This window comes from Enterobacter asburiae, from assembly GCA_011754535.1.
Taxonomy (GTDB): Bacteria; Pseudomonadota; Gammaproteobacteria; order Enterobacterales; family Enterobacteriaceae; genus Enterobacter; species Enterobacter cloacae_N.
Map to the genome: position 1 here is coordinate 3,667,386 of JAAQVN010000001.1, position 11,574 is coordinate 3,678,959.

Consider the following 11,574-nt stretch of genomic DNA (forward strand, 5'->3'; position numbering starts at 1 on the left):
TATCCATACAAACAGATGAAGATTACAGCCGTAACGTCTATAATCAGCGCCCCACACAGAGGTAGAACATGACTGTAACGACTTTTTCCGAACTTGAACTCGATGAAAGCCTGCTCAATGCACTTGAGAGCAAAGGCTTTACACGCCCGACCGCCATTCAGGCAGCGGCCATTCCGCCTGCGCTTGAGGGCCGCGATGTGCTCGGTTCTGCGCCAACCGGCACGGGGAAGACAGCAGCCTATTTGCTGCCTGTGTTGCAGCACCTGCTCGACTTTCCACGTAAAAAATCTGGCCCGCCGCGTATTTTGATCCTGACGCCTACGCGCGAACTGGCTATGCAGGTTGCCGATCACGCGCGTGAACTCGCGGCGAATACACATCTGGATATTGCCACTATCACCGGCGGCGTTGCGTATATGAACCACGCTGAAGTGTTCAGCGAAAACCAGGACATCGTCGTCGCGACGACGGGCCGCCTGCTGCAGTACATTAAAGAAGAGAACTTCGACTGCCGCGCGGTAGAGACGCTGATCCTCGACGAAGCCGACCGCATGCTGGACATGGGCTTTGCGCAGGATATCGAGCATATTGCAGGTGAAACGCGCTGGCGTAACCAGACGATGCTGTTCTCTGCCACCCTTGAAGGGGATGCGATCAAGGACTTCGCAGAGCGTCTGCTGGAAGATCCGGTGGAAGTCTCTGCGACGCCGTCCACGCGAGAGCGTAAGAAGATCCACCAGTGGTATTACCGTGCGGACAATCTTGAGCACAAGGTTGAGCTGCTCAAGCACCTGCTTAAGCAGGAAGACGCCACCCGCACCATCGTGTTTGTGCGTAAGCGCGAGCGCGTGCACGAGCTGGCTGAAATGCTGCGTAACGCCGGGATCAACAACTGCTATCTTGAAGGTGAGATGGCGCAGATCAAGCGTACCGAAGGTATTAAGCGTCTGACCGATGGCCGCGTTAACGTGCTGGTCGCAACAGACGTTGCCGCACGCGGGATCGACATCCCTGACGTAAGCCATGTCATTAACTTCGATATGCCGCGTAGCGGAGATACCTATCTGCACCGCATTGGCCGTACCGGTCGCGCGGGCCGCAAAGGGATTGCGATTTCACTGGTTGAAGCGCATGACCACCTGTTGCTGCAGAAAATTGGCCGCTATGTTGACGAGCCGCTGAAAGCGCGCGTTATTGATGGATTGCGCCCAACCACACGTGCGCCGAGTGAAAAAATGACGGGTAAACCGTCCAAGAAAGCGCTGGCGAAACGTGCTGAGAGAAAAGAGAAAGAAAAAGAGAAGCCGCGCGTGAAGCAACGCCACCGCGATACCAAAAACATTGGTAAGCGCCGTAAGCCAAGCTCTGCTGCGCCAGAGACCAAAACTGAAGAGTAAAAAAAGCCGGGACATTTCCCGGCTTTTTTATTCCACCCCCGTGGCTGAAACCTTACAGGCTTTCAGTAAAGGTACGGGCGATAACGTCGCGCTGCTGTTCTGGAGTCAGTGAGTTAAAGCGAACCGCGTAGCCAGACACACGGATAGTCAGCTGCGGGTATTTTTCTGGGTGCTCAACGGCATCCATCAGCGTTTCGCGGCGCAGCACGTTAACGTTCAGGTGCTGACCCCCTTCAACGCGCACTTCCGGCTGCACTTCCATTGGGATTTCACGGTATTCGATTTCGCCCAGTTTGTTCACCGGTACGATTTCATCTTCAGCAAAACCCGCTTTCGCTACTACACAGCGCGCTTCATTTTTCTCGCTGTCCAGCAGCCAGAAAGAGTTGAGCAGATCGTCATTTGCCGCTTTGGTAATCTGGATACCTGTAATCATGTGTTGCCTCCCTTAGGCTACATTAACTGATGCTGGCCTTACGCGGCCAATTGGTAAAACCATTGTTTCTTGTGTGTATATATATCATTCACACCCCGGTGATTTATTGATTTAAATCAACAAAAACACCAACCACATAAAGAGTGTGGTTTGAATTTATTGTTTAAGATCAATTTCACACCCCTGCCAATTAAACTTAACCTGCATCATTTCAAAATAAATTTAATTGCTTAGCACGCATTTCAGCGCGTAATTTTGCTCACCGGAGTTAAACAGGTAAGCTAGTCACAGATTGAGATTCGCAGGAGAGCGACATGACAACACCTTTAACCTGGCATGACGTGCTGGCAGAAGAAAAGCAGCAGCCTTATTTTATCAACACGCTCAGCACCGTTGCCGCTGAGCGTCAGTCCGGGCAGACGATTTATCCGCCGCAAAAAGATGTGTTCAACGCGTTTCGCTATACCGAGTTGAGCGATGTGAAAGTGGTCATACTGGGCCAGGATCCCTATCACGGCCCTGGGCAGGCGCACGGGCTGGCGTTTTCCGTTCGTCCGGGCGTGGCTATCCCCCCTTCTCTGCTCAACATGTATAAAGAGCTTGAGGGAACCGTGCCCGGGTTTACCCGCCCTAACCACGGTTATCTGGAAAGCTGGGCGCGCCAGGGCGTGCTGTTACTGAATACGGTGCTCACCGTACGGGCGGGTCAGGCGCATTCGCACGCCAGCCTTGGGTGGGAAACCTTTACCGATAAAGTCATCAGCCTTATCAACGAGCATCGTGAAGGGGTCGTGTTTTTACTCTGGGGCTCGCATGCACAGAAGAAAGGTGCGATTATCGACCGTCAGCGTCATCACGTATTGAAAGCACCGCATCCGTCACCGCTGTCTGCGCATCGCGGCTTCTTTGGCAGTAATCATTTTGTTCTGGCAAATGAATGGCTGGAAAAACGTGGCGAAACGCCAATTGACTGGATGCCTGTGTTACCGGCAGAGAGCGAGTAGGGTTTGAATGTGCCGGGGCAAGCCCGGCATATAAGAGGCTTAAGTCTTATTCTGACGCCACCACTCGGCCAGCAGCACGCCGGTCGCAACGGATACGTTCAGACTTTCCACATTGCCTGTTCCGTCGATAGAGACGCTCAGATCCGCACTGGAGAGCGCCGCGTCAGACAGACCATCGCGTTCCTGACCTAATACCAGCACCATTTTACGCGGCAGCGTCGCTTTAAACAGCGGCGTACCGGCATGGCTCGAAGTGGTTACGATGGAATAGCCCGCTTTACGGAACTGCTCAAGGGCATCCAGAACGCTGTCGCCGGTGATAGGCTGTACGTGCTCGGCCCCGCCTTCCGCAGTACGGATCGCGGCGCCGGATTCCAGCAGCGCGGCATCCTGCAGCAGCACGCCCTTCACGCCAAAGTGCGCGCAGCTGCGCATCATTGCGCCCAGATTATGCGGGTTGCCCACGTCTTCCAGCGCCAGCACGCAGTCATCGGCATCCGCCTGGCTGACCCACTGCTGCACGGTCGTGCCGTTACGTTTTTTGATCAGGAAGCAGACGCCGCCGTGGTGTTCAGTACCGGAGGCTTTGGTCAGCTCGGCATCATCCACAACGTGGTAGGCTTTACGGTTCGCGGCCATCCAGCGCAGCGCTTCTTTAAAGCGCGGGGTCACGCTCTGGATGAACCAGGCGCGGACGATACACTCAGGACGGCTCTGGAACAGCGCCTGGCAGGCGTTCTCGCCATATACGCGGGTCTCTTCCGCGCGCTGACGGCGCAGTACTTCCGGGTCAATAAAGCTTTTACCGCTGATACCGCCGTGATCTGGTTTTTCCGGCGTCTCATCGCCAGGGGCGCGAGAAACGGTGCGCCACGGTGAGGCGTTATCGCGTGAGAAGTCATCACGCGGACGATCGTCGCGTGGACGGTCACTGCGTGGGCGGTCGGAACGCGGACGGTCATCGCGTTTGCGATCGTCACGTTTGCGGTCATCACCGCGGGTATTTTTGTCATCGCGGGCGGGGCGACGGCCACCGTCTGCACGAGAGGACGCCGGACGCCCGCCCCCTTTTCCGGTACGCGGATTTTGGGTGCGTTTATCAGAGTCATCATCACTGCGGACATACATCACTTTGACCTTGCCGCTTTTGTTTTTCATTTCGTCGTTCATGCTTTTCTCCACCAGCGCTGCGCGAAGCGCGCAGATTACCCGATGTGCCAGCGCATAGCCATAATTTCGTACAAAAGCCTGTGACTATTGTTCTCATTGAATAAAACGCATTGTTGTTTCAAACAGGCTCATTGATAATATGTAACATATTAGAAACATTATCGGCGTTCTGCCGCTGTCCCACGGCTCTATCAGAGGTTAGTTATGAATACCGTATGTGCCAACTGTCAGGCTCTTAATCGCATTCCGGACGATCGGATTGAAGATGGTGCGAAATGCGGACGTTGTGGCCATGAATTGTTTGATGGCGATGTCATTAACGCGACGGGTGCTACGCTGGACAAACTCCTCAAGGACGATCTCCCGGTGGTGGTCGATTTCTGGGCGCCCTGGTGCGGTCCGTGCCGCAGCTTTGCGCCAATCTTCGAAGATGTGGCCGAAGAGCGCAGCGGGAAAATGCGGTTCGTGAAGGTCAATACCGAAGCCGAACGCGAGCTGAGCGCACGTTTTCGTATTCGCAGTATCCCGACCATCATGATTTTCAAAAATGGTGAAGTGATCGATATGCTCAACGGTGCGGTTCCAAAAGCCCCCTTTGATAGCTGGTTAAACGAATCGCTGTAACATTCCCGGGGCACATCTTGTGCCCCGTTCCCGCCTCTGCGAAAATAGGGTTTTTCCTCCATTTCGCCCATGACTGATAACGCTGTCCTTACATTACGCGCCGAGCGCCTTGCGCGCGCTACCCGACCGTTCCTCGCCCGCGGCAACCGTATTCGCCGCTGTCAGCGCTGCCTGCTGCCGCTGAAGGTTTGTCTGTGCGAAACGCTGGCCCCGAGTTCGGCGGAGAGCCGCTTTTGTCTGGTCATGTTCGATACCGAGCCGATGAAACCCAGCAATACAGGGCGTCTTATCGCCGATATTCTGCCGGATACCGCCGCGTTTCAGTGGTCCCGTACGGCACCGCCTCAGGCTCTGCTCGACCTGGTGGCAAGCCCGAACTACCAGCCGATGGTGGTTTTCCCGGCGTCTTATGCGGGAGAACAGCGTCAGGTCCTTACCGCGCCGCCATCCGGGAAACCGCCACTGTTTATTATGCTGGACGGAACCTGGACCGAAGCGCGGAAAATGTTTCGCAAAAGCCCCTATCTTGACGCGCTGCCGGTGATTTCTGTCGATCTTTCCCGCGTCTCGGCCTACCGCCTGCGCGAAGCCCATGCTGACGGCCAATACTGCACTGCTGAAGTGGCCATTGCGCTGCTGGATTTAGCAGGAGATACCGCAGCGGCCGGCGCCCTGGGCAACCATTTCTCATGTTTCCGGGAGCGCTATCTGGCGGTAAAAACCGTTCATAAGGGCAGCATCACAGCAACGGAGACAGAAAGCGTTTAAAATCATCAGGTCGCTTGCATTTACAGGAGGCCTGCATGAGCCAGAGAGGGTTAGAAGCGCTACTCCGACCTAAATCCATTGCCGTCATCGGCGCATCAATTAAACCCGATCGTGCAGGCTATCTGATGATGCGTAACCTGCTGGCCGGGGGATTCAACGGTCCCGTTATGCCCGTCACGCCGGCTTATAAGGCCGTTCAGGGCGTGCTTGCGTGGCCGGACGTGGAGAGCCTGCCTTTCGTACCGGATCTCGCCGTTCTGTGTACAAACGCCAAACGCAATCCGGAACTGCTGGAGTCACTCGGCAAGAAAGGGTGTAAAACCTGCATTATTCTCTCGTCTCCGCCTGAACAGCAACCCGAACTGCTGGCCTGCGCCAGCCGTTATCAGATGCGCATTCTTGGGCCGAACAGCCTGGGTCTGCTCGCGCCCTGGCAGGGGCTGAACGCCAGCTTCTCCCCGGTGCCAATTCGCAAAGGCAAACTCGCCTTTATCTCGCAGTCGGCAGCCGTATCGAACACTATCCTCGACTGGGCGCAGCAGCGTGAGATGGGATTTTCCTACTTCATTGCCCTGGGCGACAGCATGGATATCGACGTTGACGAGCTGCTGGATTTCCTGGCGAGGGACAGCAAAACCAGCGCCATCCTCCTTTACCTTGAGCATCTGAGCGACGCCCGTCGTTTTGTATCGGCTTCACGAAGTGCTTCCCGCAATAAGCCGATCCTCGTTATCAAAAGCGGTCGCAGTCCTGCGGCTCAGCGTCTGCTGCAGTCCCATTCCGGCATGGATCCCGCCTGGGATGCCGCCATTCAGCGCGCGGGGTTACTGCGGGTGCAGGATACGCATGAACTTTTTTCCGCCGTTGAGACGCTAAGCCATATGCGACCGCTGCGCGGTGAGAAGTTGATGATCGTCAGTAATGGTGCCGCACCTGCCGCACTCGCGCTGGATGAGCTTTGGCTGCGTAACGGCAAACTGGCCACGTTGGGTGAAGAGACGCTGCAACGCCTCAGAGAGGCGCTTCCCGCAAGCGTGACGCCCGACAATCCGCTTGATTTGCGCGATGATGCCAGCAGCGATCGCTATATCAGGGCAATCTCCATTTTGCTGGACAGCCAGGATTTCGATGCGCTGATGATTATCCACTCCCCCAGCGCGGTTGCGCCGGGCAGTGAAAGCGCGCGGGCGATGATTGAGGCAGTACGAAACCATCCGCGCGGCAAATACGTCACCCTACTGACCAACTGGTGCGGTGAGTTTTCCTCTCAGGAGGCACGACGCTTGTTCAGTGAAGCCGGACTGCCAACCTACCGCACGCCGGAAGGCACCATCACGGCATTTATGCATATGGTGGAATATCGACGCAACCAGAAACAGCTGCGTGAGACGCCGGCTTTGCCGGGTAATCTGACGGCGAACACCGTCGACGTTCACCGGCTGTTGCAGCAAGCTATCGAAGAAGGCGCGACCTCACTTGATACGCATGAAGTGCAGCCCATACTGGGCAGCTACGGGATGCAAACTCTGCCAACCTGGATCGCCAGCGACAGCGCTGAGGCCGTACATATAGCCGAACAAATTGGCTACCCGGTCGCCCTCAAGCTGCGTTCCCCCGATATTCCGCATAAGTCGGACGTTCAGGGGGTCATGCTGTACCTGCGTACGGCAACAGAGGTGCAGCAGGCAGCCGATGCCATTTTCGATCGCGTCAAAATGGCCTGGCCGCAGGCGCGGATCCACGGGCTGCTGGTGCAGAGCATGGCTAACCGCGCGGGCGCTCAGGAACTGCGGGTAGTGGTTGAACACGATCCCGTCTTTGGCCCGCTCATTATGCTGGGAGAAGGCGGCGTTGAGTGGCGTCCGGAAGAGCAGGCCGCGGTGGCATTACCACCGCTGAACATGAATCTGGCGCGCTATCTCATCATTCAGGCGATTAAAAGCAAAAAGATCCGAGGCCGCAGTGCCCTGCGTCCTCTCGATATTGCCGGGTTGAGTCAGTTCCTGGTGCAGGTGTCTAACCTGATCGTAGATTGTGCGGAGATCCAGAGGTTAGATATCCATCCGCTGCTCGCTTCCGGCACTGAATTTACGGCGCTGGACGTGACGCTGGATATCGCGCCATTCGAAGGGGACAGAGAGAGCCGCCTGGCGATCCGTCCGTATCCTCTGCAGCTGGAAGAGTGGGTTGAGATGAAGAATGGGGAACGCGCCTTGTTCCGCCCTATTCTGCCGGAAGATGAACCTCAGCTGCGGGCCTTTATCTCTCAGGTCACGAAAGAGGATCTTTATTACCGCTACTTTAGCGAAATCAACGAATTTACCCATGATGATTTAGCCAATATGACCCAGATCGACTACGATCGAGAAATGGCATTTGTCGCTGTTCGGCGTTCCGATCGGGGCGATGAGATCCTGGGCGTGACGCGCGCTATTTCTGACCCGGATAACGTCGACGCGGAGTTTGCCGTCCTGGTACGCTCCGATCTTAAAGGCCTGGGTCTGGGCAGACGGCTGCTGGAAAAACTCATCAGTTATACGCGAGATCACGGATTGTTACGTCTGAATGGCATTACTATGCCGAACAATCGCGGTATGGTGACCCTGGCGCGAAAACTCGGATTTGACGTTGATATTCAGCTGGACGAAGGTATTGTCGCCTTATCCCTCGGCCTGACATCAGCAGACAAACCCGAGTAAGCTACTGGAAATGTTACCCACTTTGGACGGGACTGGTGGTATCATTGTCCGCTTATGTTGTTTGCATGGTACAGACAACCCTTCAATGAACAGAGAAGAAACGCACTGTGATGTTGTCAAAATTTAAGCGTAATAAACATCAACAACACCTTGCTCAACTACCGAAGATTTCTCAGTCAGTTGATGATGTAGAGTTCTTTTACGCTCCCGCTCATTTTCGGGAGACGCTTCTGGAAAAGATTGCCAGTGCCACGCGACGCATTTGCATTGTGGCCCTGTATCTTGAACAAGATGAAGGCGGGCGCGCGATCCTGAACGCGCTCTATGAAGCCAAGCGTCAGCGTCCAGAGCTGGATGTTCGCGTACTGGTTGACTGGCATCGCGCCCAGCGTGGCCGTATTGGCGCGGCCGCTTCAAATACCAATGCAGACTGGTATTGCCGCACGGCGCAGGAAAATCCTGGCGTCGATGTGCCTGTTTATGGCGTACCGGTGAATACCCGTGAAGCGCTCGGCGTTCTCCATTTTAAAGGGTTTATCATTGATGACAGCGTCCTGTACAGCGGCGCAAGTCTGAATGACGTTTACCTTCATCAGCTCGATAAATATCGCTACGATCGTTACCATCTGATCCGTAATCCGCAGATGGCCGATATTATGTTTAACTGGGTTGATAAAAACCTGGTACACGGCCGTGGCGTTAATCGCCTTGACGATCCTGAGCGCCCTAAAAGCCCGGAGATCAAAAATGATGTTCGCGCCTTCCGCCAGGAGCTGCGCGATGCGGTCTACCATTTTCAGGGCGATGCGAATAACGAAGAGTTATCCGTTACCCCGCTGGTAGGGCTCGGCAAATCAAGCCTGCTGAATAAAACGATCTTCCATCTGATGCCGTGCGCGGAGCAGAAACTTACCATCTGCACGCCGTACTTTAACCTTCCCGCCGTACTGGTACGTAACATTATTCAGCTACTGCGCGATGGTAAAAAAGTGGAAATTATCGTCGGGGATAAAACGGCAAACGACTTCTTCATCCCTGAAGATCAGCCGTTCAAAATCATCGGCGCGCTGCCTTATCTTTATGAGATTAACCTGCGCCGTTTCCTGAGCCGTTTACAATATTACGTAAACACTGACCAGCTGGTTGTACGTCTCTGGAAAGATGAAGACAACAGTTACCATCTGAAAGGCATATGGGTTGACGATGAGTGGATGCTGCTGACCGGTAACAATCTGAACCCGCGCGCGTGGCGACTGGATCTGGAAAACGCGATCCTGATCCATGACCCTCAGCATGAGTTAGCCGCACAGCGTGAGCGTGAACTGGAGTTGATTCGCACGCATACCACGGTGGTTAATCATTACCGCGAGCTACAGAGCATTGCCGATTATCCGGTGAAAGTCCGCAAGCTGATTCGCCGCTTGCGTCGTATCCGTATTGATCGACTTATCAGCCGTATTCTGTAATGTCCAGGCCCTGCCACCCGCAGGGCTTTTTTATGGAGCCCTAATATGCGCATCCTCCTGTTACTGAGCGTCCTCTTTCTGAGTGGCTGCAGTCATATGGCCAACGATAGCTGGTCCGGTCAGGATAAAGCACAGCATTTCCTCGCTTCCGCTATGCTTTCCGCAGCGGGTAATGAGTACGCGCAGCATCAGGGATACAGCCGTGACCGTAGCGCGGGGATAGGGTTGATGTTCTCTGTGGGCCTTGGGGCATCAAAAGAACTGTGGGATAGCCGCCCCTCAGGGAGCGGCTGGAGCTGGAAAGATTTCGCCTGGGATGTCGCCGGCGCAACGACCGGCTATGCCGTGTGGCAGATGGCGCATTATTAAAGACGAATACCTTTCCCTTTGCGATGCAGCATCAGGGAGACAACAAAGGCCAGCGCCCCCATTACCGTCACGTACCAGAAGAATGTCGTTTCACTTCCCCATGATTTAAGCGACAGCGCAACGTACTCCGCCGAACCACCAAACAACGCGTTGGCTACTGCATAAGAAAGCCCAACCCCCAGCGCACGCACCTGTGCCGGGAACATTTCGGCTTTCAGTATCCCGCTGATAGAGGTATAGAAACTGACAATCACCATCGCCAGCATGACCAGCGCAAATGCGGCATATGGCGATGATACGTGCTGGAGCGCAGACAGAACAGGCACGGTACACAACGCCGACAGCCCGCCAAAGATCAGCATTGACGTACGTCGGCCAATTTTATCCGAAAGCGCTCCGATAATCGGTTGGATGAGCATAAAGACAAATAGCGCCACAGTCATAATAACGCTGGCGACATTTGCGTGCATCCCGGTGGTGTTCACCAGGTACTTCTGCATATAGGTGGTGAATGTGTAAAAGCTGAGGGAGCCGCCCGCAGTAAAGCCCAGCACCATCAGGAAAGCCTTGCGGTTACGCCATAACCCTTTAAAGGTTCCCGCCTCCTTCAGCGTTCTGACCTCTTTCTGCGAGGTTTCATCCAGCTGACGACGTAGCCAAAGTGCAACTACTGCCAGCACGGCCCCCATCGCAAAAGGAATTCGCCATCCCCAGGCGTGGAGTTGTTCATCTGTCAGGATTTGCTGCAGGATCACCACCACGAGAATCGCCAGCAGTTGTCCACCAATAAGCGTTACATACTGGAATGAGGCGTAAAAGCCTTTACGGCCTTCCAGCGCAATTTCACTCATATAGGTCGCACTGGTGCCGTATTCGCCACCGACCGATAGCCCCTGAAATAAGCGGGCCAGCAAAAGTAGCGCCGGAGCCCAGGTGCCAATCGATTCATATCCCGGTAAACAGGCGATCACCAGAGAACCTAAGCACATCATACACACGGAGATCAGCATGGAGGCCTTACGCCCGCGGCGATCCGCAATGCGGCCAAACAGCCAGCCACCGATGGGGCGCATTAAGAATCCTGCGGCAAATACTCCTGCCGTTTGTAGAAGCTGCGTCGTGGTGTTGCCGGAGGGGAAGAAAATATGTGCGAAGTAGAGTGAACAGAATGAGTAGACGTAAAAGTCGAACCATTCTACCAGGTTCCCTGAAGAGGCACTGACGATTGCCCATACCCTTCTTCGGGTATCGCTGTTAGCCAGCGTCCCGTTTGATGCAATGCTTTCTGTCATTGTGATTATGCTCCTGCCATATACAGCGGCGTATTGAGCTAGCAAACTCAATTACCTCGTAAATGAAATGTTATAATTTTGTTATAAATAACATTGAGACAGGGATCACACATTTTATTAGCAGGATAAGGGATTAAGAGAAAGGCCAGATTTTCCGGAACACAAAGCAAAAAACCCCGCACCTTACGGTACGGGGTTCTTCTTGATTGATGCCTGGCAGTTCCCTACTCTCACATGGGGAGACCCCACACTACCATCGGCGCTACGGCGTTTCACTTCTGAGTTCGGCATGGGGTCAGGTGGGACCACCGCGCTAAAGCCGCCAGGCAAATTCTGTTAATCTGTATCA

The 11,574-nt window shown here is 54.6% G+C and carries 10 protein-coding genes and 1 rRNA gene; 7 read left to right on the forward strand and 4 right to left on the reverse strand.

Annotated features, from left to right (window positions below):
• Positions 1 to 68 precede the first annotated feature (68 nt).
• A complete protein-coding gene (gene srmB / locus HBM95_17325) occupies positions 69 to 1,397 on the forward strand; it encodes an ATP-dependent RNA helicase SrmB (protein NIH44682.1) in 1,329 nt (442 codons plus the stop codon).
• A gap of 52 nt (positions 1,398 to 1,449) precedes the next feature.
• Here the strand turns inward: srmB and grcA are convergent, their stop codons facing one another.
• A complete protein-coding gene (gene grcA / locus HBM95_17330; protein NIH44683.1) occupies positions 1,450 to 1,833 on the reverse strand; it encodes an autonomous glycyl radical cofactor GrcA in 384 nt (127 codons plus the stop codon).
• A gap of 314 nt (positions 1,834 to 2,147) precedes the next feature.
• On the opposite strand from grcA, the gene ung reads away from it, so the two are divergent.
• Entirely contained in the window at positions 2,148 to 2,837 is a 690-nt protein-coding gene (gene ung, locus HBM95_17335; protein ID NIH44684.1) for a uracil-DNA glycosylase, read from the forward strand.
• Between the two features lie 39 nt (positions 2,838 to 2,876).
• On the opposite strand, the gene HBM95_17340 is transcribed toward ung, so the two are convergent.
• Entirely contained in the window at positions 2,877 to 4,007 is a 1,131-nt protein-coding gene (locus tag HBM95_17340; protein ID NIH44685.1) for a tRNA/rRNA methyltransferase, read from the reverse strand.
• Between the two features lie 204 nt (positions 4,008 to 4,211).
• Here HBM95_17340 and trxC point away from each other — a divergent pair, with 204 nt between their 5' ends.
• The 5 genes from trxC (at position 4,212) to HBM95_17365 (ending at position 9,933) form a co-directional block, all read left to right on the forward strand.
• Positions 4,212 to 4,631 (forward strand): thioredoxin TrxC, encoded by a 420-nt coding sequence (gene trxC / locus HBM95_17345; GenBank protein ID NIH44686.1) that lies wholly within the window; start codon positions 4,212 to 4,214, stop codon positions 4,629 to 4,631.
• A 69-nt stretch (positions 4,632 to 4,700) separates the two neighbouring features.
• Entirely contained in the window at positions 4,701 to 5,399 is a 699-nt protein-coding gene (locus HBM95_17350) for a DTW domain-containing protein (GenBank protein NIH44687.1), read from the forward strand.
• A gap of 35 nt (positions 5,400 to 5,434) precedes the next feature.
• On the forward strand, positions 5,435 to 8,098 hold the full coding sequence (gene pat / locus HBM95_17355; GenBank protein NIH44688.1) for a protein lysine acetyltransferase: 2,664 nt from the start codon (positions 5,435 to 5,437) through the stop codon (positions 8,096 to 8,098).
• 110 nt (positions 8,099 to 8,208) lie between these two features.
• Complete coding sequence (pssA, locus tag HBM95_17360; protein ID NIH44689.1) at positions 8,209 to 9,564, forward strand: CDP-diacylglycerol--serine O-phosphatidyltransferase; 1,356 nt, start codon at positions 8,209 to 8,211, stop codon at positions 9,562 to 9,564.
• 45 nt (positions 9,565 to 9,609) lie between these two features.
• A complete protein-coding gene (locus HBM95_17365; protein NIH44690.1) occupies positions 9,610 to 9,933 on the forward strand; it encodes a YfiM family lipoprotein in 324 nt (107 codons plus the stop codon).
• On the opposite strand, the gene HBM95_17370 is transcribed toward HBM95_17365, so the two are convergent.
• On the reverse strand, positions 9,930 to 11,225 hold the full coding sequence (locus tag HBM95_17370) for an MFS transporter (protein ID NIH44691.1): 1,296 nt from the start codon (positions 11,223 to 11,225) through the stop codon (positions 9,930 to 9,932). The genes HBM95_17365 and HBM95_17370 overlap by 4 nt on opposite strands.
• A 211-nt stretch (positions 11,226 to 11,436) precedes the next feature.
• Positions 11,437 to 11,552, reverse strand: a 5S ribosomal RNA gene (gene rrf, locus HBM95_17375).
• Positions 11,553 to 11,574: the final 22 nt, after the last annotated feature.

Excerpts from the sequence above, each read along its gene's own strand:
- srmB (NIH44682.1), top strand. The coding sequence starts at position 69 with ATGACTGTAACGACTTTTTCCGAACTTGAACTCGATGAAAGCCTGCTC.
- grcA (NIH44683.1), bottom strand. The coding sequence starts at position 1,833 with ATGATTACAGGTATCCAGATTACCAAAGCGGCAAATGACGATCTGCTC.
- ung (NIH44684.1), top strand. The coding sequence starts at position 2,148 with ATGACAACACCTTTAACCTGGCATGACGTGCTGGCAGAAGAAAAGCAG.
- HBM95_17340 (NIH44685.1), bottom strand. The coding sequence starts at position 4,007 with ATGAACGACGAAATGAAAAACAAAAGCGGCAAGGTCAAAGTGATGTAT.
- trxC (NIH44686.1), top strand. The coding sequence starts at position 4,212 with ATGAATACCGTATGTGCCAACTGTCAGGCTCTTAATCGCATTCCGGAC.
- HBM95_17350 (NIH44687.1), top strand. The coding sequence starts at position 4,701 with ATGACTGATAACGCTGTCCTTACATTACGCGCCGAGCGCCTTGCGCGC.
- pat (NIH44688.1), top strand. The coding sequence starts at position 5,435 with ATGAGCCAGAGAGGGTTAGAAGCGCTACTCCGACCTAAATCCATTGCC.
- pssA (NIH44689.1), top strand. The coding sequence starts at position 8,209 with ATGTTGTCAAAATTTAAGCGTAATAAACATCAACAACACCTTGCTCAA.
- HBM95_17365 (NIH44690.1), top strand. The coding sequence starts at position 9,610 with ATGCGCATCCTCCTGTTACTGAGCGTCCTCTTTCTGAGTGGCTGCAGT.
- HBM95_17370 (NIH44691.1), bottom strand. The coding sequence starts at position 11,225 with ATGACAGAAAGCATTGCATCAAACGGGACGCTGGCTAACAGCGATACC.